General features: G+C 72.9%; 21 protein-coding genes. 14 read left to right on the plus strand and 7 right to left on the minus strand.

Annotated elements, in window-relative coordinates; translation table 11 throughout:
- Positions 1-16: 16 nt before the first annotated feature.
- Positions 17-169, minus strand: coding sequence for a hypothetical protein (locus tag ACLZOT_RS09585; protein ID WP_355861963.1), 153 nt, complete (start codon positions 167-169; stop codon positions 17-19).
- 183 nt (positions 170-352) lie between these two features.
- Here ACLZOT_RS09585 and ACLZOT_RS09590 point away from each other — a divergent pair, with 183 nt between their 5' ends.
- The gene (locus tag ACLZOT_RS09590; RefSeq protein ID WP_416968355.1) at positions 353-1,249 is read left to right on the plus strand and encodes an NYN domain-containing protein; all 897 of its coding nucleotides are present in this window, start codon (positions 353-355) and stop codon (positions 1,247-1,249) included.
- Positions 1,250-1,266: 17 nt separating this feature from the next.
- On the opposite strand, the gene ACLZOT_RS09595 is transcribed toward ACLZOT_RS09590, so the two are convergent.
- Positions 1,267-2,217: an alpha/beta fold hydrolase gene (locus ACLZOT_RS09595; protein ID WP_416968356.1), complete on the minus strand. Its 951-nt coding sequence runs from the start codon at positions 2,215-2,217 to the stop codon at positions 1,267-1,269.
- Between the two features lie 310 nt (positions 2,218-2,527).
- Positions 2,528-5,296 (minus strand): DEAD/DEAH box helicase, encoded by a 2,769-nt coding sequence (locus ACLZOT_RS09600; RefSeq protein ID WP_416968357.1) that lies wholly within the window; start codon positions 5,294-5,296, stop codon positions 2,528-2,530.
- A 479-nt stretch (positions 5,297-5,775) separates the two neighbouring features.
- Here ACLZOT_RS09600 and ACLZOT_RS09605 point away from each other — a divergent pair, with 479 nt between their 5' ends.
- Positions 5,776-6,528, plus strand: a complete 753-nt coding sequence (locus ACLZOT_RS09605; RefSeq protein WP_416968358.1) for a ferritin-like fold-containing protein — start codon at positions 5,776-5,778, stop codon at positions 6,526-6,528.
- Positions 6,529-6,660: 132 nt separating this feature from the next.
- Here the strand turns inward: ACLZOT_RS09605 and ACLZOT_RS09610 are convergent, their stop codons facing one another.
- The 4 genes from ACLZOT_RS09610 to ACLZOT_RS09625 form a co-directional block, all read right to left on the minus strand.
- The gene (locus ACLZOT_RS09610) at positions 6,661-6,930 is read right to left on the minus strand and encodes a hypothetical protein (protein WP_416968359.1); all 270 of its coding nucleotides are present in this window, start codon (positions 6,928-6,930) and stop codon (positions 6,661-6,663) included.
- A 169-nt stretch (positions 6,931-7,099) separates the two neighbouring features.
- Positions 7,100-7,324, minus strand: a complete 225-nt coding sequence (locus ACLZOT_RS09615; RefSeq protein ID WP_010350493.1) for a DUF3107 domain-containing protein — start codon at positions 7,322-7,324, stop codon at positions 7,100-7,102.
- 144 nt (positions 7,325-7,468) lie between these two features.
- Entirely contained in the window at positions 7,469-8,125 is a 657-nt protein-coding gene (locus ACLZOT_RS09620; protein WP_416968360.1) for a TetR/AcrR family transcriptional regulator, read from the minus strand.
- 201 nt (positions 8,126-8,326) lie between these two features.
- Positions 8,327-8,557 (minus strand): hypothetical protein, encoded by a 231-nt coding sequence (locus tag ACLZOT_RS09625; protein WP_416968361.1) that lies wholly within the window; start codon positions 8,555-8,557, stop codon positions 8,327-8,329.
- Between the two features lie 234 nt (positions 8,558-8,791).
- Between ACLZOT_RS09625 and ACLZOT_RS09630 the strand changes: the two genes are divergently transcribed.
- The 12 genes from ACLZOT_RS09630 (at position 8,792) to ACLZOT_RS09685 (ending at position 22,457) form a co-directional block, all read left to right on the plus strand.
- Positions 8,792-9,757 carry an alpha/beta fold hydrolase gene (locus tag ACLZOT_RS09630; RefSeq protein WP_416968362.1) on the plus strand — a complete coding sequence of 322 codons (966 nt, stop codon included), beginning with the start codon at positions 8,792-8,794 and terminating at the stop codon, positions 9,755-9,757.
- Between the two features lie 5 nt (positions 9,758-9,762).
- Positions 9,763-11,241 carry a DUF3152 domain-containing protein gene (locus tag ACLZOT_RS09635; protein ID WP_416968363.1) on the plus strand — a complete coding sequence of 493 codons (1,479 nt, stop codon included), beginning with the start codon at positions 9,763-9,765 and terminating at the stop codon, positions 11,239-11,241.
- Between the two features lie 57 nt (positions 11,242-11,298).
- On the plus strand, positions 11,299-11,391 hold the full coding sequence (locus ACLZOT_RS09640; RefSeq protein ID WP_416968364.1) for an Ms4533A family Cys-rich leader peptide: 93 nt from the start codon (positions 11,299-11,301) through the stop codon (positions 11,389-11,391).
- A gap of 256 nt (positions 11,392-11,647) precedes the next feature.
- Entirely contained in the window at positions 11,648-13,369 is a 1,722-nt protein-coding gene (locus ACLZOT_RS09645) for an ABC transporter substrate-binding protein (protein WP_416968365.1), read from the plus strand.
- 36 nt (positions 13,370-13,405) lie between these two features.
- Complete coding sequence (locus ACLZOT_RS09650) at positions 13,406-14,422, plus strand: ABC transporter permease (RefSeq protein WP_416968366.1); 1,017 nt, start codon at positions 13,406-13,408, stop codon at positions 14,420-14,422.
- On the plus strand, positions 14,419-15,417 hold the full coding sequence (locus ACLZOT_RS09655; RefSeq protein WP_416968367.1) for an ABC transporter permease: 999 nt from the start codon (positions 14,419-14,421) through the stop codon (positions 15,415-15,417). The genes ACLZOT_RS09650 and ACLZOT_RS09655 overlap by 4 nt, the downstream gene beginning before the upstream one ends.
- Positions 15,414-17,006, plus strand: a complete 1,593-nt coding sequence (locus ACLZOT_RS09660) for a dipeptide ABC transporter ATP-binding protein (protein WP_416968368.1) — start codon at positions 15,414-15,416, stop codon at positions 17,004-17,006. Before ACLZOT_RS09655 ends, ACLZOT_RS09660 begins: the two co-directional genes overlap by 4 nt.
- 257 nt (positions 17,007-17,263) lie before the next feature.
- On the plus strand, positions 17,264-19,114 hold the full coding sequence (locus tag ACLZOT_RS09665) for a glycosyltransferase (RefSeq protein WP_416968369.1): 1,851 nt from the start codon (positions 17,264-17,266) through the stop codon (positions 19,112-19,114).
- A complete protein-coding gene (locus tag ACLZOT_RS09670) occupies positions 19,111-20,514 on the plus strand; it encodes a hypothetical protein (RefSeq protein WP_416968370.1) in 1,404 nt (467 codons plus the stop codon). The genes ACLZOT_RS09665 and ACLZOT_RS09670 overlap by 4 nt, the downstream gene beginning before the upstream one ends.
- Positions 20,508-20,723, plus strand: a complete 216-nt coding sequence (locus tag ACLZOT_RS09675) for a hypothetical protein (protein WP_416968371.1) — start codon at positions 20,508-20,510, stop codon at positions 20,721-20,723. The genes ACLZOT_RS09670 and ACLZOT_RS09675 overlap by 7 nt, the downstream gene beginning before the upstream one ends.
- Positions 20,724-20,775: 52 nt before the next feature.
- Positions 20,776-21,735 carry an NAD-dependent epimerase/dehydratase family protein gene (locus tag ACLZOT_RS09680; protein WP_416968372.1) on the plus strand — a complete coding sequence of 320 codons (960 nt, stop codon included), beginning with the start codon at positions 20,776-20,778 and terminating at the stop codon, positions 21,733-21,735.
- Complete coding sequence (locus tag ACLZOT_RS09685) at positions 21,723-22,457, plus strand: spherulation-specific family 4 protein (protein WP_416968373.1); 735 nt, start codon at positions 21,723-21,725, stop codon at positions 22,455-22,457. Before ACLZOT_RS09680 ends, ACLZOT_RS09685 begins: the two co-directional genes overlap by 13 nt.
- Positions 22,458-22,464: the final 7 nt, after the last annotated feature.

The raw sequence follows: 22,464 nt of genomic DNA on the forward strand, positions 1-22,464 counted from the left end.
GTGATGCGCTCGCGCGTTACGAGGCGGCGCGGTCTGCCGGGCGGATCCAGAGCCGCTGCCCGATGGCGGCGGCGTCCTGCACGATCCGGTTGACGGAGGCGGCGTCCACGACTGTGCAGTCCACGGGCGTGCCGTCGACGTCGTCGAGTCGCAGGATTTCGAAGCGCATGGCTTCTCCCTTCGTCGGTTGTCCTCCTGAGGAGAATCGCTGTTACAGATGGAGTCAACGGGGTTCGTGTTACAAACATTCCCTACGCTAAGGAAATTTTTCGAACAGCTAACTACCAAGCAGTAGGGAAGACTGAACGGGATCGGTTGTGTTCGCTGCGTGACCGGCGGGACAATGGACGGGATGAGCGACGACCTCAGGCCCCTCGTGGACCGCATCGACCATACGAACGACCTGCTCAGACGGGTGCTCGCCGAGGTGGCGAAGACGCCCTCGACGCACGCGATCTTCGTCGACGCGGGGTATCTCTACGCGGCGGCGGGCCGCCTGATCGCCGGCACGGAAGACCGCAGGTCCTTCGACCTCGACGCCGAGGGCCTCCTGGAGGCGCTCATCGACCGAGCCCGGCAGGTCTTCGCGGACAGCAGGCTCCTCAGGGTCTACTGGTACGACGGAGCGAGGCGCCGCATCCACACCGCCGAACAGCAGTCGATCGCGGAGCTTCCCGACGTCAAGGTTCGCTTGGGCAACCTCAACGCGAACAATCAGCAGAAGGGCGTTGATTCATTGATCCGTACAGATCTCGAATCCCTCGCCCGCCACCGCGCGATCAGCGACGCCGCCCTCCTCGGCGGCGACGAGGACCTGGTCTCGGCGGTCGAGGCCGCGCAGGGGTACGGCGCGCGGGTCCACCTCTGGGGGATCGAGGCGCCGGACGGCCGCAACCAGGCGGAGCCGCTGCTGTGGGAGGTCGACAGCCAACGCACCCTGGACCTCGAATTCTTCAAGCCGTACGTGTCCCGTCGCACCGCCGTCCCCTACGAGGGGGCCGCCGCGAACCGGCCCACGCGCGAGGACGTGCGGTTCGTGGGGGCGCAGATCGCGGCGAAGTGGCTCGTGGAGCGGGGCCGGGAGAATCTCGCCGAGCTGCTGCCCGGGCATCCGTATCTGCCGGGCTCCGTCGACCAGGATCTGCTGGTCGAGGCGGAGGGGGTGTTGCAGTACTCGCTGCGGGGGCAGGCGGATCTGCGCCGCGCGCTGCGGGACGGGTTCTGGGATCACGTCCGGACGCAGTACTGACTCCTGGGCGTCCGGGGTCAGTTGGGGTCGCGCGCGAGGTCGTCCGCTCGCTCGGCCGTCTGCCGGGGCGTTTGTGTGCCTGCCTGTGTGCCCGCCTGCGCGTCCGCCGGTTCGTCCGTCTGCGCGTCCCAGAAATCCGCCAGCGCCTCGGCGGTCGACGCGGGCTGATCCATGTTCGGCGAGTGGTCCGCGCCCTCGATCACCGTCCGGCGCGCGGAGAGCCGTACCGCCATCTCGTCCAGCAGCGGCACCGGCCATGTGTCGTCGCTCGAACCCGACAGGACGTGGAACGGCAGCGCCAGTGCGGCGAGTTCGGCCACGCGGTCCGGTTCCGTGCACAACTGGCGTCCCGTGGCGAGGAGTTGGGCAGGGCTGTGACCCGTCCAACGGGCCCGCATCAACTCCGGTGTGCCGAAGCCCTTCGCCGGTCCGCCGACGTCCTCCGGCGGTCCCATCGCGACGATCACCTCCCACACCTCCGCCATGCTCATCACCGCCAGCGCCTCGTGCAGCATCGTGACGCGCTGCTTCTGCGAGTCGGAGATCTCCGCCGGGCCCGACGACATCAACGTCAGGCTGCGGAAAGGCAGTCGGCCGAGCAGCACGGCGGCTCGCGCGACCTGCCCGCCCATCGAGTGCCCCAACAAGTGCACCGGCCCACCGAGGAGTTCCGCCTGCGCGAGCACATCCCTCGCCAACTCGCCCTGCGCGTACGGTGATTCGTCCGCCTCGGGACCGTACGACTGGTACTGCCCCCGACCGTCCACCGCGACCGTCCGGTACCCGCGCGCCGCCAACGGCCCCTGCACGAAGTGGAAGTCCTCCTTGCTGCCGGTGAAACCGGGGAGCAGCAGGGCGACGCCCCTGTAGGGCACGGTCCCGGAAGCGGGCGTGTCGATCGCCGCGAAGTCGCCACGGGCGGTACGGAGGGTCAGGGGGCGGGCTGCGGGGGGCAGGGGGAAGGTCACTTGGGGAGGGTATCCAGGTGGGACGGAGGAGGTGGGGGCGGGGGAGCGGTGAGCTGCTGTGCCCTGGGGAGTCGGCGGGCGGCGACGGGGCTGCTACGCCGACGCATCGGCCTGAGAGCCTCGGTGGGCGTGCCCTGGCGCCGAGGGACTGCCCCGCCACGAGAACGCCGGCGGCCCGCCCCCGCGCGCGAGACGCCGACCGGGCTCACGGACGGGGCTCCTTCGGTGCGGAGGGCCCGCCCCCGCGTGCGAGACGCCGACGGCCCGGCCCCCGCGTGTGGGGGACCGGGCCGTCGGTATCCGTTGCCGCTCAGCCGTCCGTGGGCTCCACGGCCGCCGCCTTGCGGGTGCGGCGCGGCTTCGTCACCGGCTCCTCCGTCGCCTGCGCCGGGATCTCGGCCGCGGTGGCCGCCTTCCGGGTCGTACGACGGCGGGGCTTGGGCTCCTCGGCCTCGACGGGCGCGGCGGGGGCCTCGGCCGGGGCCGCGGTCTTGCGGGTGCGGCGCGGCTTCACCTCGGCCGCGGCCTCGGTCGTCTCCGCGGCTGCGGCCGTCTTGCGGGTGCGCCGGGGCTTGGGAGCCTCGACGCCCTCGGCCGTGTCCACCGCGGCTTCTGCGGCCTTGGCGGCAGCGGTCTTGCGCGTACGGCGCGGCTTCGCCTCGATGCCCTCGGCGGTCTCCACAGCGGCAGCCGCCTTACGGGCACGAGGCTTCACCTCGGCCGGAGCCTCCGCCTCGACCGCCTTGGTGGCGGCGGTCTTGCGGGTGCGGCGGGGCTTGGTCTCGACGGCTTCGACGGTGTCGACGACGGCTTCGGCGGCCTTGGCGGCGGCGGTCTTCCGCGTCCGACGGGGCGCGGCCTCGGCGGCTTCGGCCGGAGCCTCGGCGACCGGCGCGGCCTCGGCGGCCTTGACGGCGGCCGTCTTGCGCGTACGCCGGGGCTTCGCCTCGACCGTGTCGACCACGGCTTCGGCGGCCTCGACGGGCGCGGCGGCCGCGGTCTTGCGGGTGCGGCGCGGCTTGGCCTCGACCGTCTCGGCCGGAGCCTCCGCCTCGACCGCCTTGGTGGCGGCGGTCTTGCGGGTGCGGCGGGGCTTGGTCTCGACGGCTTCGACGGTGTCGACGACGGCCTCAGCGGCCTTGGCGGCGGCGGTCTTCCGCGTCCGGCGCGGCGCGGTCTCGGCCGGAGCCTCGACGACCTCGGCCGCAGCGGCTTCGGAGGCCTTGGCGGCAGCCGTCTTGCGCGTACGGCGCGGCTTGACCTCGACGACCTCGGCCGCAGGGGCCTCGACCGTCTCCACCACAGCTTCGGCAGCGGCCGACGCCTCCGGCGCGACCACAGGAGCCTCGTCACTCCGGCGCGTACGCGTACGGCGACGCGGCGCGGCCTCGACGGTCTCCACGGCGACCTCGGCGGCGGACGGCGTCGTAGCGGCGACCGGCGCGGCCTCCACCACAGCCGTGACCGGCGTCTGCGGCTGCTCGTCACCCCGGCGCGTGCGCGTACGGCGACGCGGCTTGGTCTCGACGCCCTCGGCGGTCTCCACCACGGCCTCGGCGGCGGGCGCCGCCTGCTCCACGGACGGCGTCGCCGACGTCGTCACCGGCGCGTCCTGCGCCCCACCGCGCGTACGGCGGCGACGGCGCGGCGTACGTCCGCCCGGGGCCGACTCCTCGGCGACGGGGGACGGCTGCTGCTGCGGCACAGCGGGCGCGGCCCCCTGCTCCAGCGGCGACCCACTGCGCGTACGGCGACGGCGGCGCGGTGTGCGCGACGGGCGCTCGGAGCCAGCCTCGGCGGGGGCGTCCCCGCGACGGCGGTCCCGGTCACCGGCGCCACCGCGGCGGTCGCGGTCACCGCGCCCGCCCCGGCCACGGCTACGGCCGCCCGGCTCGCCCAGGTCCTCCAGCTCCTCGGCGTCGAGGCCCGCGCGCGTGCGCTCGGAACGCGGCAGGACACCCTTCGTGCCGGCCGGGATGTTCAGGTCCTCGAAGAGGTGCGGGGACGTGGAGTACGTCTCCGGCGGGTCGTTGAAGTCGAGCTCCAGCGCCTTGTTGATGAGCTGCCAGCGCGGGATGTCGTCCCAGTCGACGAGGGTGATCGCCGTACCCGACGCGCCCGCGCGGCCGGTGCGGCCGATGCGGTGCAGGTACGTCTTCTCGTCCTCGGGGGACTGGTAGTTGATGACGTGGGTGACGTTCTCGACGTCGATCCCGCGCGCGGCGACGTCGGTGCACACCAGGACGTCGACCTTGCCGTTGCGGAACGCGCGCAGCGCCTGCTCGCGCGCGCCCTGGCCGAGGTCGCCGTGGACCGCGCCGGAGGCGAACCCGCGGCGCTCCAGCTGCTCGGCGATGTCGGCGGCCGTGCGCTTGGTGCGGCAGAAGACCATCGCGAGCGCGCGGCCCTCGGCCTGCAGGATGCGGGCGACCATCTCGGGCTTGTCCATCGAGTGCGCGCGGTAGACGTGCTGCGCGATGTTCGCGACGGTCGCGCCCTCGTCGTCCGGCGCGGTCGCACGGATGTGCGTCGGCTGGGACATGTACCGGCGCGCGAGGCCGATGACGGCGCCCGGCATGGTGGCCGAGAACAGCATCGTCTGACGCCGCGCCGGCAGCATGTCCATGATCTTCTCGACGTCGGGCAGGAAGCCCAGGTCGAGCATCTCGTCGGCCTCGTCGAGGACCAGGCACCGGACGTGCTTGAGGTCGAGCTTCTTCTGGCCCGCGAGGTCGAGCAGACGCCCGGGGGTGCCGACGACGACGTCGACGCCCTTCTTGAGGGCCTCGACCTGCGGTTCGTACGCGCGCCCGCCGTAGATCGCCGTCACACGCACGTTGCGGACCTTGCCCGCGGTCAGCAGGTCGTTCGTCACCTGCGTGCACAGCTCGCGGGTGGGGACGACGACGAGGGCCTGCGGAGCGTCTGTGAGGGCCTCAGGGGCCGCGCGGCCGGCCTCGACGTCCGCGGGGACGGTGACGCGCTCCAGGAGCGGCAGACCGAAGCCCAGCGTCTTGCCGGTGCCCGTCTTGGCCTGGCCGATGATGTCCGTGCCGCTGAGGGCGACGGGGAGGGTCATCTCCTGGATGGGGAAGGGGTTGATGATGCCGACGGCCTCAAGGGCCTCGGCCGTCTCGGGAAGGATTCCGAGATCTCTGAACGTCGTAGTCAGGGTGCTGCCTCTTCTGTGTACGCGGTGCGAGGCGAGCGCGGGGGTCTTTGACGGACCGTGCCGGGGGACGTCGGCGGCCTTACGGACCAGCCGTAGGGCACGGGACCTCTGCCGACGCTCTAGCGCTCGTACCGCTGAGGGTCCCTCCGGACGCCGTACGCGATGTGCCGTACGGAACAGGAGGGCTGTCGGGTCGGAGCCGATCGGGCCAGCGACCGGGCATCCTCATACATGGGCCCGCTTGGTACGGGGAGGTACCAGCAGGCGCATTACCACCATACCCCGGAATCGTGCACATGTGATGGCCGATTCGGTCACGTCATGGTTCTCACAGGGTTCGGGCCCCGCGGCCGTACGGCCGAGACCCCGCTCGGCGGCGGACTATTGTGCGTTTCATGACGACGTCTGACCACGCCAACGAGTCCGCCGAAACCCCCGAGCACACCGGCATCGCCGCCCAGGACTGGGAGCACGCGGCCACCGAGCCGCAGTACCGGGCCGCCGTCGTGGACCTCCTCGGAGCGCTGGCCTACGGCGAGCTCGCGGCGTTCGAACGGCTCGCGGAGGACGCGAAGCTCGCGCCCACCCTCGCGGACAAGGCGGAACTGGCGAAGATGGCGTCCGCCGAGTTCCACCACTTCGAGCGGCTGCGGGACCGGATCACCGAGATCGGCGCGGAGCCCACCGAGGCCATGGAGCCGTTCGTCGCCGCCCTCGACGGCTTCCACCGGCAGACGGCCCCCTCCGACTGGCTGGAAGGGCTCGTCAAGGCGTACGTCGGTGACTCCATCGCCAGCGACTTCTACCGGGAGGTCGCGGCCCGGCTCGACTCCGACACCCGCGCGCTGGTGCTCGCCGTCCTCGACGACACCGGTCACGCCGGGTTCGCCGTCGAGCGCGTGCGCGCGGCCATCGACGCCGACCCGCGCGTGGGCGGACGGCTCGCGCTGTGGGCGCGCAGGCTGATGGGGGAGGCGCTGTCGCAGTCCCAGCGGGTGGTTGCCGAGCGGGACGCGCTGTCGACGATGCTGGTCGGCGGGGTGGCCGACGGGTTCGACCTCGCGGAGGTGGGGCGGATGTTCTCGCGGATCACCGAGGCGCACACGAAGCGGATGGCCGCGCTGGGGCTGGCGGCGTAGCGCACTGCTCGGGGCCGACGGCTTGCGGGGGCCGCTCAGGGGCGGCTTCCTGAGAGGGCGTCAAGGGAGCGGAGGGCTCGGAGCGCGAGGGGCGCGGGGGGAGTCACCCGCGCCCGCGTGTGCGTCCCGGCGTCACGCCGGGATCGATCGCTCCCGCAGGCGCCCCGCCGACGGGCGCAGCAGCAGGGACAGGGACGCCGTCGCCACCACGACCGCTCCCGTCAGGCTCGGCAGCAGGCCCGAGGCGAACGCCGTGTGCGTGACGAAGTCGCCGAACAGGGCTCCGGCCGTGCCGGTCGTCAGGACCAGGGAGGCGGCCGGGAGGCGGTGCGGGAGGCGGCGGACCGCTGCCCACGCGAGCGCCAGACCGAGCAGCGCGGAGGCGAGCGCTTCGAAGATCATGTGGGTCCCTCCCGTACGGCCGTCCCGTGCACCAAGGTCGTAGCGGTCATACCCGTGACCTGCGGAATGCAATCCTCCCCTGTGCGGGAGATGTGCTCCGTCCGTGAAGGAACGATCAAGGGCCCGGCGACTGGTGACAGTCGCCGGGCCCTTGCCGCGTGTGGGTGCCTTACGCGCCGAAGCCCACCTTGCGCGGAGCCGGCTCGCCGAGCTCCACGTAGGCCAGACGGTCCGCCGGGACCAGGACCTTGCGCCCGTGGTCGTCCACGAGGCTGAGCAGCGACGACTGGCCCGCCAGTGCCTCGGCCACGGCCCGCTCGACCTCCTCGGCACTCTGACCGCTCTCCAGAACGATCTCGCGGGGCGCGTGCTGCACGCCGATCTTGACCTCCACGGCTATGTCCCTCCGACGGTCAGTGAGGTGCGCGGGCGTCCGCGCCGTACGCTGCACACATTAGCCCGGCGGGGCGACGGACACGGCGCGGGCCACCCACGCCAGGAGCGAACACCGTCCGGGAACAAAAACGCGAACCGCGCGTCAGTGCGCGTCCGTGCCGTGCTGCTCGACGCCGTGCAGCGGGAAGCCGGCGATGCCGCGCCAGGCGAGCGACGCCAGCAACTGGACGGCCTGGTCGCGCGGGACGCTGCGGTCGCTGTGCAGCCAGGACCGGGCGACGACCTGCGCGAGCCCGCCGAGGCCGGAGGCCAGCAGCATCGACTCCGCGCGCGAGAGGCCCGTGTCCTCGGCGATGACGTCGCAGATCGCCTCGGCGCACTCGTTCGTCACCTTGTCGACGCGCTCGCGCACAGCCGGTTCGTTCGTCAGGTCGGACTCGAAGACCAGCCGGAAGGCGCCGCCCTCGTCCTCCACGTACGCGAAGTACGCGTCCATCGTCGCGCGCACGCGCTGCTTGTTGTCGGTCGTCGACGCCAGTGCCGTGCGCACCGCCTGGATCAGCGCCTCGCAGTGCTGGTCGAGGAGCGCCAGGTACAGGTCGAGCTTGCCCGGAAAGTGCTGGTAGAGCACCGGCTTGCTGACGCCCGCGCGTTCGGCGATGTCGTCCATGGCGGCCGAGTGGTAGCCCTGTGCCACGAACACTTCCTGGGCGGCGCCCAGCAACTGGTTCCGCCGGGCACGGCGCGGCAGGCGCGTGCCTCGCGGGCGCGTAGCCTCAGTCTGCTCGATGGCTGTCACGCCGCCTCCCAAAGTCGTCCACATGCGGTGTGCTGTGCTGGCCGCGCGGCCATCGTACTTTTCGGTAACCGTGGTGTGCGCGGTGCGAGCGCAGAATTTCACGGACCGGGGTGGTGGGAAAAGCCGCACAGAAGTGACGCGAGGGGTTTCGGCCCGGCGCGTACCGGGCATACGAGGCGCTCTCGGCCGGCCGCGCGCCGTTCAGCGGTAGTCGTCCTCGTCCTGAGCTACCACCCGGGACTGCTCCAGCAGGTCCCCCTCGGCGGCCCGGGTCGGGTCCGCGTCCTCCAGGGAGTCGTCCCCGGCCGGGGTCAGCTCCGCGCGCTGCTCGGCGGTGTCGTTCTCGGGGGCCTCGACGGCGACCTGGCCGTCCGGCCGGCCGTCGTGCTCGAAGGTGTCCGGGTCGGTGGGGTCGACGGGATCGGTGGCCATGGCGGGTCTCCCTGTCCACGGGGGTGCGGGTGATTCCGGTGGGCCCGGGTGGTTCCGAGTCGCCTTCGAGCCTAGGAGACGTCCCGCGCGGGTGCCACGTCGCGCGGGCGGTGACACCCACGGACCGATCGCATTCGTGCGTGATCGGTTCCGTTCCCCCCTTGTGCGTTCTGTCACGCCTTCTGTGGCGCTGATCGCGTGTAAGGGTGTGTGATCCTCTCGTAACATTGCCGCATGTCTTCGACCGAGGTGCCAACTCCGCCGCCCGCCAACGCCTTTCCCAAGGTGTTGCCCGTCCGGGTCGCGGAAGGCGAGCACCTCAGGTCCGTACGGCTGCCCGGTGTGACGCTTTCCGTTCGTTCCAGGCCACCCGCGCGCGCGGGGCTGCCCCCGGCGCTGTACGTCCACGGTCTGGGCGGTTCCTCGCAGAACTGGTCGGATCTGATGCAGCGCCTGGAGGGCGACGTCGACGGCGAGGCGGTCGACCTGCCGGGCTTCGGCGACTCCCCGCCCCCGGACGACGGCAACTACTCGGTCTCCGCGCACGCGCGCGCGGTCATCCACCTCCTCGACTCCTCGGGGCGCGGCCCGGTCCACCTGTTCGGCAACTCCCTCGGCGGCGCGGTCTCCACGCGCGTGGCCGCCGTCCGGCCCGACCTGGTCCGCACGCTCACCCTGGTCTCGCCGGCCCTCCCCGAGATCCGCGTCCAGCGCACCGCCGTCCCGACCGGCCTGCTCGCCGTCCCCGGCGTCACCGCGCTCTTCGCCCGCCTCAGCCGCGACTGGACGCCGGAGGACCGCGTCCGGGGTGTCATGGCGCTGTGCTACGGCGATCCCGCCCAGGTGACCCCGGAGGGCTTCCGGGCCGCCGTGGAGGAGATGGAGCGGCGGCTGCGGCTGCCGTACTTCTGGGACGCCATGACGCGTTCCGCGCGCGGGCTCGTCAACTCCTACACCCTCGGCGGCCAGCACAACATGTGGCGCCAGGCCGCCCGCGTCCTCGCCCCCACGCTGCTGGTCTACGGCGCCCGCGACCAGCTCGTCGGCTACCGCATGGCCCGCAAGGCGGAACGCACCTTCCGGGACTCCCGGCTGGTCACCCTCCCCGACGCCGGGCACGTCGCGATGATGGAGTACCCGGAGGCCGTCGCCGCCGCCTTCCGGGACCTCCTCGCCTCGACCGCCGGCGCCGGGAGCTGAGGCGCGTGGGACGGCACAGCCGACGAGGGCCCGCGCCGAAACCGGCGAAGAAGGTCGCCGGAGGCGCCGCGCAGAACGGGGCTCCTTCCGAGGGTGCCGCGTCCACGCGGGGCGGTTTCGGGGGCGGCTCCGGTGAGCGGCCTCCGCTGCCCACGCGCAACGCCGAGACGTCCTGGCACGAGAGCGGGGCGCCGTCCGCCGGGCCCTATCGCGGGAACGGGGCGCCCTATGGGGGCGGCCCTCACGGGGGTGTTCCCCAAGGGACGCCTCCTTACGGTTTCGTGCCGCTCGACGGGACGCCCGCGCACGGGTTCCCGCCGGTGCGCGGGGGGCATCCCGAGCAGCGGGAGGCCGGGGGCGGCTGGGGTGCGTTCGGGGAGGGCGGCGCAGGGCGGCCGTCTGTCGTGCCGAGGCCGCGGGTGGGGGGTGGACCGCGGCAGGAGTATGTGGACGCGTTCGGGGATGCGCCGGTTCAGGTGGACGGCGGCGGTCGTGCCGTCAACACGGTCAACAGGTCCGGTCGTATGGACACGGCTGTCCATATGGACGTCGATCTCATTGACCGACTTGATCGACGTGATGGTGTTGATCGAGGTATCGACCATCCATCGACTCCGCTCAACCTGGTCGATCCGATCAACCCGATCAACCCCGATATCGACGCCGAGGCCCCGGCCTCGACGAAGAGCACCAAGGGCCGCGCCTTCACCGGCATCGCCGCGGCGGCCGTCACCACCGTCCTCGCCGTGGTCGTCGCCGGACAGGTCACCGACGGCGAGAGCGACGACACGGCCCGCACCGAGTCGCGCAGCGAACAGTCCACGCAGGCGGGCGGCGCGGTGGGCATCGTGCCCAGCCCGTCCACGTCGGCGGCCGTGAAGCCGCTGTCGTACGACGAGAGGATGGCCGCGAAGTACCCGCTGGCCGCGGACCTCAAGGGGTCGGGGAAGTTCGACGCGGTGCCGGGCGTCGACAAGGCGCCGGGGAAGGGCCGGAAGTACAGCTACCGCGTCGACGTCGAACAGGGGCTCGGTCTTGACGGCGGGCTGTTCGCGCAGGCCGTGCAGAAGACCTTGAACGACAACCGGAGCTGGGCGCACAACGGCGCCCGTACCTTCGAGCGGATCTACAGCGGAAGGCCGGATTTCGTCATCACGCTCGCGAGCCCCGGCACCACCGCCTTCTGGTGCGACAAGTCCGGCCTGGACACCACGCAGGACAACGTGTCCTGCAACTCCACCGCCACCGAGCGCGTGATGATCAACGCGTACCGCTGGGCGCAGGGCTCGGAGACCTACGGCGACCAGATGTACCTGTACCGGCAGATGCTGATCAACCACGAGGTGGGGCACCGGCTCGGGTACGGGCACGAGACGTGCGACAAGCAGGGTGACCTGGCTCCCGTCATGCAGCAGCAGACGAAGTTCCTGGTCTTCAAGGGGATCCGGTGCAGGCCCAACCCCTGGGCGTACCCGGGTAGTTGACAAACGGCTCATAAGTCACGTTGACATGCGCACCGATTTTCGTTCATATTTCTGCTCATGTGGTCTAGTCATGTCGTCGCCAGCGCGGCCATCGAGCTCGCGCTCATCGGCGTGACCGCGCTCTGCGTAGCCGACATCCACTGTTGCTGACGCCACCGCCCTCATGCGTGCGCGCGTCGGATCCCCAGCCTTACGCCGTGGCCCAGGCCACGTTTTTTCGACTCTCCGCCGCCGGGGCAGACGTCTGTCCGCGATCGTCTCACTCCTCGTCAATCTGTCTCGAATTCCGGGACGGCTGTCGAGATGTGCGGTGATCCGATCAAGTCGGTCCACTGAATCAACCCCACGGTCAACACCATCAGCCCGGTCAACCCGACCGGTCCGGTCAATCGAGAGGCCCCCACCGATGCGTCAACCGTCCGTCATAGCCCGCCGCGTGGCCGCGGCGTCCGTCAGCCTGGTGGTGGCAGCGGGTGTCGCCGCCTGCGGGCCGGAGGACAGCGACGCCAAGGGCTCCTCCGGCGCCGACGCCACGCCCCACAAGGGCGGCACCCTTTCGGTGCTGAACGCCAACCCCCAGAAGAACCTGGACCCGGCCCGCCTCTACACCTCGGGCGGCGGCAACGTCCCCTCCCTCCTCTTCCGCACGCTCACCACCCGCAACCGCGAGAACGGTGCCGAGGGCGCGAAGGTCGTCCCCGACCTCGCCACCGACACCGGCCGTCCCAACAAGGACGCGACCGTGTGGACGTACACCCTCAAGGAGGGCCTCAAGTACGAGGACGGCACGCCGATCACGACCGCTGACATCAAGTACGGCATCGAGCGCTCCTTCGCGCCCGAGCTGTCCGGCGGCGCCCCCTACCTGCGGGACTGGCTGGTCGGCGCCGCCGGCTACCAGGGCCCCTACAAGGACCCCAAGGGCCTCGCGGCGATCGAGACGCCGGACGCGCGGACCATCGTCTTCCACCTGAACAAGCCCGAGGGCGAGTTCCCCTTCCTGGCCACGCAGACGCAGTTCGCGCCGGTCCCGAAGGCCAAGGACACCGGCACCAAGTACGTCGAGCACCCGGTCTCGTCCGGCCCCTACAAGGTCGTCACGAACGAGAACAACGGCGAGCACGTCGTCCTGGAGCGCAACCCCAACTGGTCCGCCGCGACCGACGCCGAGCGCAAGGCGTACCCGGACAAGATCGACGTACGCTCCGGTCTCGACTCCGCGGTGATCAACCAGCGGCTGTCGGCGTCCCAGGGCGCGGACGCCGCCGCGGTCACCACGGACACCAACCTCGGCCCGGCCGAGCTGGCGAAGGTGACCGGCGACAAGAGCCTCGCCTCGCGCGTGGGCACCGGTCACTTCGGCTACACGAACTACATCGCCTTCAACCCGAAGGTGAAGCCGTTCGACGACCCGAAGGTGCGCCAGGCGATCGCCTACGCCGTCGACCGCTCCTCCGTGATCAACGCGGCCGGCGGCTCCGCGCTCGCCGAGGCCGCCACCACCTACCTGCCGAACCAGAAGTCCTTCGGCTACACGCCGTACGACCTCTTCCCGGCCGGTGCTACGGGCAACGCCGCCAAGGCCAGGGAGCTGCTGAAGGAGGCGGGCCACCCGAACGGGCTGACCGTCACGCTGACGCATTCCAACGACAAGAACTTCGAGACGAGCCCCGAGATCGCGACCGCGATCCAGGACGCGCTCAAGAAGGCCGGCATCACGGTCAAGCTCCAGGGTCTGGAGGACAACGACTACTCCGACACCATCCAGAGCGTGAAGACCGAGCCTGGCTTCTTCCTCGCCCACTGGGGTGCCGACTGGCCCTCCGGCGGCCCGTTCCTCGCCCCCATCTTCGACGGCCGCCAGATCGTCAAGGACGGCGCGAACTTCAACACCGCCCAGCTGAACGACAAGGCGGTCAACGACGAGATCGACGCGATCAACAAGTTGACCGACCTCGACGCCGCCGCCAAGCGGTGGGGCGCCCTCGACAAGAAGATCGGCGAGCAGGCGCTGACCGTCCCGCTGTTCCACCCCGTCTACAAGCGGCTCTACGGCAAGGACATCAAGAACGTCGTGATCAGTGACTGGACGGGTGTCCTGGACATCTCCCAGGTCGCGGTCAAGTAGTCCCTACACACACTCAATGACGATCAAGCAATCAACATGAGTCAGGCACTCCACGCCACCCAGACCCCCGGGACGGACACCGCCGTCCCGGGGGTTTCGGGTGCCCGTCAGTTCTGGCGGCGGCTGCGCGCGCAGCGTGCCGCCATGGTCGCGGCGGCCGTCGTCGCCCTCCTCGTCCTGGTCGCGCTCGCCGCGCCCCTCCTCACCGCCCTGGAGGGCCAGGACCCCACCACCTACCACCCCGACCTGGTCGACTCGGCGCGCGGCGGCGTACCCGTCGGGTCCTTCGGCGGCATCAGCGCCGACCACTGGTTCGGCGTCGAACCGCAGACCGGCCGCGACCTGTTCGCGCGCCTCGTCTACGGCGCGCGCGTCTCCCTCGGGGTCGCGCTCGCGGCGACCGTCGTCCAGGTCGTCCTCGGGGTCGTCGTCGGCGTCACGGCCGCGCTCGGCAACCGATGGGTTGATCAACTGTTGAGCCGGATCACGGACATCATCGTCGCGATGCCGCTGATCATCATGGCGCTCGCGCTGCTGGCCGTCGTACCGGACAGCGTCCCGCGCCCCGTGCTCGTCGCGTTCGTCATCGGGTTCGTCGCCTGGGGGACGATCGGGAAGATCGCCCGCGCGCAGACGCTCACCCTCAAGGAGCGCGACTACGTCGCCGCCGCGCGCCTCAGCGGGTGGAGCACCTGGCGCGTCGCGCGCCGCGACATCCTCCCCGGGCTCGCCGCACCGGTCATCACGTACGCCGCGCTGATGGCACCCGCCAACATCGCCATCGAGGCCGCACTGTCGTTCCTCGGTGTCGGCGTCAAACCGCCCACCCCGTCCTGGGGACAGATGCTCACCTCGGCCAACGTCTGGTACCAGACGGCTCCGCAGTACCTGCTGTTCCCCGCGGGCGCGCTGTTCGTCACGGTGCTGGCCCTCATGGTCCTCGCCGACGGCGTACGCGTCGCCCTCGACCCGCGCGCGGCCTCGCGCCTGCGCGTGGGGACGGGCCGTAAGCAGGAGGCGAAGGCCGAGACCGCGAAGGAGGCCGCGAAGTGAACGGTCTCGCCGGATTCCTCGTGCGCCGCCTGATCGGCGTCGTCCTCACGCTGATCGCCCTCTCGGCGATCATCTACGTGGTCTTCTACGTCACCCCCGGCAACGTCGCCCAGATCACCTGCGGCCCGCGCTGCTCGCCGGAACAGGTCCGACAGGTCACCGAACAGCTCAGGCTCGACGACCCGCTGTACCTGCGCTACTGGGACTTCCTCCAGGGGATCGTCGTCGGCCACGACTACTCGACCGGTACCTCCGTCGAGCACTGCTCGGCGCCCTGCCTCGGCATGTCGTACCAGACCGGCCAGCAGGTCACCGAGACGATCCTCGGCAAGCTCCCGGTCAGCCTGTCGCTGGTGTTCGGCGCGATGGTCCTGTGGCTGATCCTGGGCGTCGGCACGGGCGTGCTGTCGGTGTGGCGGCGCGGCCGGTTCACCGAGCGCGCGCTGACCGCCGTCACCCTCGCCGGGATCGCCATGCCGGTCTTCGTCATCGGCCTGCTGCTGATGATCGTCGTCTGCGGGCAGCTCGAACTGCTGCCGTTCCCGCAGTACGTCAACTTCTCCGACGACCCCGAACAGTGGGCGTGGAACCTCCTGCTGCCCTGGCTCACCCTCGCGCTCGCCGAGGCCGCCTACTTCGCGCGCGTCACGCGGACATCGATGCTGGAGACCCTCGCGGAGGACCACATCCGCACCTTCCGCGCGTACGGCGTCGGCGAGCGGGCGGTCATCGGGCGGCACGCCCTGCGCGGCGCGTTCGCCCCGGTCATCGCGCTCAACGCCAACGACTTCGGCAGCGCGGTGGGTGGCGCCGTCCTCATCGAGACCCTGTTCGGTCTGCCCGGCATCGGCCAGGAGCTGGTCCACGCGGTCAGCGTCGTCGACCTCCCGGTCGTCGTCGGCATGGTCCTGGTCATCGGGTTCTTCGTGGTTCTCGCCAACGCCGTCGCGGACGTCCTGTACGCGCTGGCCGACCGACGGGTGGTGCTCGCGTGAGCCTCGTGGAAGTCAGCGGCCTCACGGTCGAGTTCGGCGCCCTGAAGGCCGTCGACGGCCTCTCCTTCACCCTCCAGGAGGGCTCGGCGCTCGCTCTGGTCGGCGAATCGGGCTCCGGCAAGTCCACGGTCGCCTCGGCGCTCCTGGGCCTGCACAGGGGCACTGGAGCGCGTGTGGGCGGCTCCGTGACCGTCGCCGGGACGGCCGTCCAGGACGCCTCGGACGAGGAGCTGCGGCGGCTGCGCGGCGGGAAGGCGGCGATGGTCTTCCAGGACCCGCTGTCGTCCCTGGACCCGTACTACGCGATCGGTGACCAGATCGCCGAGGTGTACCGCGTGCACACGCGCGCGGCGAAGCGTGCCGCCCGCGCGCGTGCCGTCGAGGTCCTGGACCGGGTCGGCATCCCCGACGCGGCCCGCCGGGCCCGGTCGCGGCCGCACGAGTTCAGCGGCGGCATGCGCCAGCGCGCGCTGATCGCGATGGCCCTCGCCTGCGAACCGGACCTGCTGATCGCCGACGAGCCCACCACGGCCCTCGACGTCACCGTCCAGGCCCAGATCCTCGACCTGCTGCACACCCTGCGCGAGGAGACCGGCATGGGCCTCCTGCTGGTCACCCACGACGTGGGCGTGGCCGCCGAGAGTGTCGACGACGTCCTCGTCATGCGCCACGGCAGGCTCGTCGAGCACGGCGCGATCGGGGACGTCCTCGCCGCCCCGAAGGACGCGTACACGCGCGAGCTGCTCGGCGCCGTCCCGCGCGTGGACGTACGGCGCACGGTCTCCGAGGCGACCGACGACGTCGTCCTCGAAGCCACCGGTCTGCGGCGCGAGTTCGGGCGTGGCAAGAAGGCGTTCGCGGCCGTCGACGGGGTCTCCCTGACCGTCCGCCGGGGCGAGACCCTCGGGGTCGTCGGCGAGAGCGGCAGCGGCAAGACCACCCTGGGACGCATGCTGGTGGGCCTCCTGAAGCCCACGGCGGGCGAGATCCGTTACGACGGGCACGCGCACACGCGCGTGGACCCCGCCGTCCAGATGGTGTTCCAGGACCCCGTCTCCTCCCTCAACCCCCGCCGCACCGTGGGCGAGTCGATCGCCGACCCCCTGCGCGCGCGGGGCGAGCGGGACGAGAAGGGCATCCGCGCGCGGGTGACGCAGCTCCTGGAGCGCGTCGGCCTGGAAGCGGGGCACTACGACCGCTACCCGCACGAGTTCAGCGGCGGCCAGCGCCAGCGCGTCGGCATCGCCCGCGCGCTGGCGGCCGACCCGCGCGTGATCGTCTGCGACGAGCCCGTCTCGGCGCTCGACGTCACCACGCAGGCGCAGGTCGTCGCCCTCCTGGGCGAGCTCCAGCGCGAACTGGGCCTCGCCCTCGTCTTCGTCGCCCACGACCTCGCCGTCGTCCGCCAGGTCAGCGACCGGGTGGCCGTCATGCGGCAGGGCCGGATCGTCGAGGAGGGGCCCGCCGACGAGGTGTACGACTCGCCGCGCGAGGATTACACCAAGCAGCTCCTGGCGGCCGTACCGGCGCTCGATCCGGGCGTCGCCGCGCGCAGGAGAGCCGAACGGCGGGAACTCGCCGCCGCGTGAGCGAACCCGAACGCCCCGAGGTGCCGTGAGACGCGCCTCGGGGCGTTTTCGTGTGATTTTCGGCCCGCCTTCGGTGACCGTGTGATCTCTTAGCGCGACAGAACGCGACCCGCACGGGAAAGTTACGACCGTTCACCCCTTTTGGTGGTGCGACGGACAACCGTCCGCCGCACCACCGCCTTGTCCGCATACGTTCTTCCCGCTGTGAGCCGTCGGGTCAACGACGGCTCCCTGAAGGGGAGATCGGGGGTGCGCTCGTGCGCATCGGACTGCTGACGGAGGGTGGCCGGCCGCATCTGAGCGGTGACGCCGGACTCTGGTGCGACCGGCTCGTGCGCGGGCTCGGGCAGCACGAGTTCGCCGTCTACGCGCTCCCGCCCGCCGATCACCGCCCCGACGACGGCGCCCCCCACGGCCGCCGAGCCCGCCGGCGCTTCCTGGACGCGTACGGCGAACTGGTGGCGGCCATCTGCTCGGCGTCCCCCTCCACCGCTGAGGCGGACCGTTTCGGCAACGCGCTGTACGCACTCGCCGAACTCGCCCGCGACACCGGCGGACTGCCCGGCGCGCTCCGCTCCGAGCGGGCCGTACGCGCCCTGGAACGCGCCTGCCGCGCGCCCGGCGCCCGTCCGGCCGCCCACGAGGCCCGCGTCCCCGACCTGCTCGCCGTCACGGACCGCCTGGAACGCGCCCTGAGGCCCCTGTCGCTGCCCTGGTACGAGGAGGACGCCCTCGGGTCCGTCGACCTCTGCCACGCGGCCTCAGGGGGCATCACGGCCCTTCCCGGGCTGCTCGCCGGGCACTTCTTCGGGGTGCCGCTCGTGGTGACGGAGTACGGGGTGAGGCTGCGGACGCACTATCTGGAGAGTGCGGCCGGCTCTGAGGGGGCGGGCAGTGGGGGTTTCGAGGGCGGTGACAGTGCGCGGGGCGCGGACGATGTGCGCGCGGGGCGCGGGGCGCCAGGTGCGCGCGGGGTGCGCGGTGTGCCGGAGGGCGCTGCCGCTCCCGTACGAGCCCTGCTCGCGGCCTTCCACGGACGGCTCGCCGCCGAGGTGTACCGGGGCGCGGCCCGCATCACGCCCGGCAACGCGCACGCGCGCCGCTGGCAGGAACGGTGCGGCGCCGACCCGGCCAAGCTGCGCACCGTCCACCCCGGGCTCGACGCGGCCCCCTTCGCCGAGGTCGGCGAGGCGCCCGACACCGCCGACCCGCGCACCCTCGTGTGGGTCGGCCGGATCGAGCCCGCCAAGGACCTGGTCTCCCTCCTGCACGCCTTCGCCGAGGTCCGCCGCCAGGAGCCCGGCACCCGGCTGCGTGTCGTCGGCACGCCCGCCGACGCCGAGGGCGCCGCCTACCTCGGCCACTGCCGCGCGTTGGCCGCCCAGCTCTTCCCCGACGAGGCCCCCGGCTCCTACGCCGTCGGCGACAACCCCGTCTCCTTCGAGGAACCCGGCGGGCCCGAACTCCCCGGCGCCGCCGAGGCGTACGCGGCCGGCTCCGTCGTCGTCCTCTCCAGCGTCGTCGAAGGGTTCCCCGACGGGCTCGTGGAAGCCATGCTCTGCGCGCGCGCCACCGTCTCCACCGACGTCGGTGCCGTCGTCGAGGCGATAGGCGGCACCGGGCTCGTCGTCCCCCCGCGCAACCCGCGGGCGCTCGCCGAGGCGTGCGTGGCACTCCTGCGCGACCCCGAGCGCCGTGCGCGCCTGGGTGCCGCGGCGCGGGCGCGCGCGCTGGAGCTGTTCACGGTGGAGCAGAACGTCGCGGCGTTCGACGCGATCTATCTGGACGTCGTGTCCCGGTGTCCCGTCCGGCGTGTCGTCGTCGGCGAGGACGGGGAGCCGATGCCGTTCGGGGTGCCCGCGGAGGCGCATCTGGCGGGGCGCTGGGCCGGGCGCCGGGTACCGGGGTGGGCGGCCGGGCGGAGAGGCGGCGGTGAGGCCGGGGACGAGGGGCTCGCGAGGGCGGGAGGTGCCGGGGGCTCTGGCGCGCGTGCGGTGCCGGAAGGCGGGGGCAGCGCGGGGTGCGGTGTGCCCGCTGCCCTGCCGGTGGGGGTGGGCTTGGGCAGGCCCGCGTGTACGGCGGTTCCGGTGGGGGAGGGGCGCCTGTGAGCGGGGTGGAAGGGCTCGACCGGGCCGAGGCGCCGGGGAGCGCGGGGGCGTGGGACGAGCGGTCGGCCGAGTGGGTCGGGGAGGCGCTGGGGGAGCCGTCGCCGGGGAGTACGGCGCGCGGGTCGGGCGGGGGCGAGGGTGCGGCTGCCCGGGACGCGCGCGAGGGCGGGGCCGTTGCGGCGCGGCCGGCGCGTGGGGGCGAGCCTGCGGTGGCCCGGGACGCAGGCGCGGACAGGCCCTCGGCAGCGCGAGAGGTCGGCCGGGACGGCTCCCCTGCGGCGCGGGACAACGCCGTAGGTACCCGCCGTACCGGCGTCGACCCCGTCAAGACCCTGCTGCACCGCCACCGAGAGCTGTGCGAACGCGCCGTGGACCCCCTGGAGATCGCCGCCGGGCTGGAGGCGCACGGGCTCACCGACCGGGACGCCGCCCGGTTCCGGCACCGGGACGTCTTCTCGCTCGCCGAGGAGATGTACGCGCGCGTGCCGAGGGAGAACGCCCCGACAGAGCAGGCGCCTTCCAAGCGCTTGGCCTCCGGTACCCGCCCCGCGTGGGCGCTGCTCGGCCTCCTCCCGGGCGCCCTGTGCGCCGCGACGGTCGCCGGGCTGCACCGCACGGCCGGCACGGAACGGCAGGCCGTCCTCGGCGCGGGCGTCCTCGCCGTCGCCCTCGCGCTGCGCGCCGTACTGCGCCACGGCCCGCTGAGCCCGCGCCGGCGTCCGCGCCCGGTGCCGCGCCGGACCGTCCCGGCGACCTGCTGGCTGCTGCTGTACGCCGCCGTCGGCGACGGACTCCTCGCGGGCGCCGTCACCGGGGGCCCCGACGGCCCGCCCGGCCTCGCCCCGGACGCCCCCTGGCCGCTGACCGCCGCACCCCTGCTGACCCTCGCCCTGGCCTGCGCGCCCGCCGCCTGCTGCGCCCACCTCCTCGCCGTCCGCGCGGGCCGCCGACTGTGCGGCAGCCGCGGCCTGGAGGAGTTCGCCAGAGCCGTACGACCGCTGCTGCTGGGCACGGTCGCCCTGTACGCGGCCGCCCTCACGGGCCTCACCGCGCTGTGCGGCGCGCTGCTGGGCGAACCTGCCGCGTACGCGCGCGTCGTCCCCCTCGGCCTGCTCCTGTTCCTCGCGCGCCTGCTCACCGTCCACGGCTTCACGCACGCCCCCGCGGTCGTCCTGTCCGCCGCTGCCGCCGCCCTGGCCCTCGCCCCGGCCACCGTCCTCGCGGGCCGCCTCCCTGGCTGCGACGCGCTCTCCGTCCCCGTCGACACCCTGGTGACCGCCTGGAGCCCCGCCGCGATCCCCGCCCTCACCGCGACGGCCGCCGCCACGGTCCTCCTGATCCACACGGCCCGCACCCTCACGAAAGCGTCGGCCCACGCGCGGACGGACCGGCCGTGCTGAGCGCCCGCCCCGCCGCCGACGCCGCGACGCCGGCCAAGCCGTCCCCCTGCCCGTCGTACGGCCGCGCCGGTGTCGGCCGTGTCATGACGGCCGGACGGCGCCTCGCCCCCGTGCACGGCCCGCGCCGGGCACCCCCCACGCGCGTGGCGAGCGCGCCCCACCACCCCGCCGCGGGCAACCGCACCACCCCCGAAGGAGAGACCAGATGACCACGCCTCGACCCGGAGCGACCCGCGCCCTGCACTTCCTGGGGGCGGCGCGATGAGGGTGCTGCTGATCGGAGCCAACGGATACCTCGGCCGGTTCGTCGCGGACCGGCTGCTCGCCGACCCGGCGGCGCAGCTCACCGCGCTCGGGCGCGGGGACGACGCCGACGTGCGGTTCGACCTCGCGTCCGGCAGCCCGGGAGCGCTGACGCGCTTCCTGGACGCGGTCCACCCCCAGGTCGTCATCAACTGCGCGGGCGCCACACGCGGCGGCGCGAAGGAGCTGATCCGGCACAACACGGTCGCCGTCGCCACGGTCTGCGAGGCGCTGCGGCGCAGCGGCTGCGGCGCACGCCTGGTGCAGATCGGCTGCGGCGCCGAGTACGGCCCGAGCCAGCCCGGCTCGTCGACGGCGGAGGACGCCGTCCCGCGCCCGGGCGGCCCGTACGGCGTGAGCAAGCTCGCCGCCACCGAACTCGTCCTCGGCTCCGGCCTCGACGCGGTCGTGCTGCGGGTGTTCTCCCCGGCCGGACCCGGCACGCCCGCGGGGAGTCCGCTGGGCCGCCTCGCGGAGGCGATGCGCCGCGCCATGCAGTCCGGCGACGGCGAACTGAAGCTCGCGGGCCTCGGCGCGCAGCGCGACTTCGTGGACGTCCGGGACGTCGCCCGCGCGGTGCACGCCGCCGCGCTGTCCGCCGCGCAGGGCGTCATCAACATCGGCTCCGGCCGCGCGGTGCGCCTGCGGGACGCCGCCGCGACCCTCGCGCGGGTGGCCGGGTACGCGGGCTCGCTGCACGAACTCGACGTCCCTCCGGGGCCGATGCGGGCGGCCATCGGCCACCCCCGGCACGAGCACGACCCCGCCGCCCCGGTCGCGTACCCGTACCCGGACGGCTGCGGGAGCTGGCAGCAGGCCGACGTGCGCACCGCGCGCGACCGGCTCGGCTGGCGGCCCCGGATCAACCTGGAGGAGTCCCTCGCGGACATCTGGATGGAGGCCGCGTGCCGCATGTGACCGGGGCGAGCACCGGGGTGCGCACCGGCTTCGGTGTCCCCGGGATCGCGCATCCCCTGCTGGCGCCGGGAGAGTGGGGCGAACTCGCCCGCCCGGGCACGCCGTTGCACTGGGCCGTCCTGGACGTCGCCGACGGCCCCGGCGCGCGCCCCGACCCGCACTGCCTGGAGGTCGCCGGACGGCTGCGCAACGCGGGCGTGCGCGTCCTGGGCCGCCTCGACTCCGCGCGCGGGGCACGCGCGCGGGGTGAACTCCTCGACGACGCGGGCCGCTACGCGAGCTGGTACCGGGTCGACGGCTTCCTCCTGGACCGCTGCCCCGCCGAGCGCGCCGGTCTCGCGGGCACGGGCGAACTGGCCGCCGCGCTGCGGGAGTTCGCCGACGACGCGCACCTGGTCCTCGGCCACGGCACCCACCCGCACCCCGGATACGCCGAGCACGCCGACCAGCTGGTGACCTTCTCCGGGCCCTGGAGCGAGTACCGCTGGTCGCAGGCGGCGCAGTGGACGGCCGAGCATCCCCCGGAGCGCTTCTGCCACTTCGTGCACGGCGTGCCGCGTACGCACCTCGACGAGGCGCTGCGGATCGCCCGCTGGCAGGGCGCGGCGACGATCTGGTTCACCGACCGTTCCGACCGGGGCGGCCGGGACGACCCCTGGGAGACCCTGCCCGGCTACTGGGACGAGATCGTCTCGCGGATCGGGACAGGTGTCTCGGAATGAAGAAGCG

Source organism: Streptomyces sp. 4F14 (assembly GCF_048159485.1).
In the GTDB taxonomy this organism is placed as follows: Bacteria; Actinomycetota; Actinomycetes; order Streptomycetales; family Streptomycetaceae; genus Streptomyces.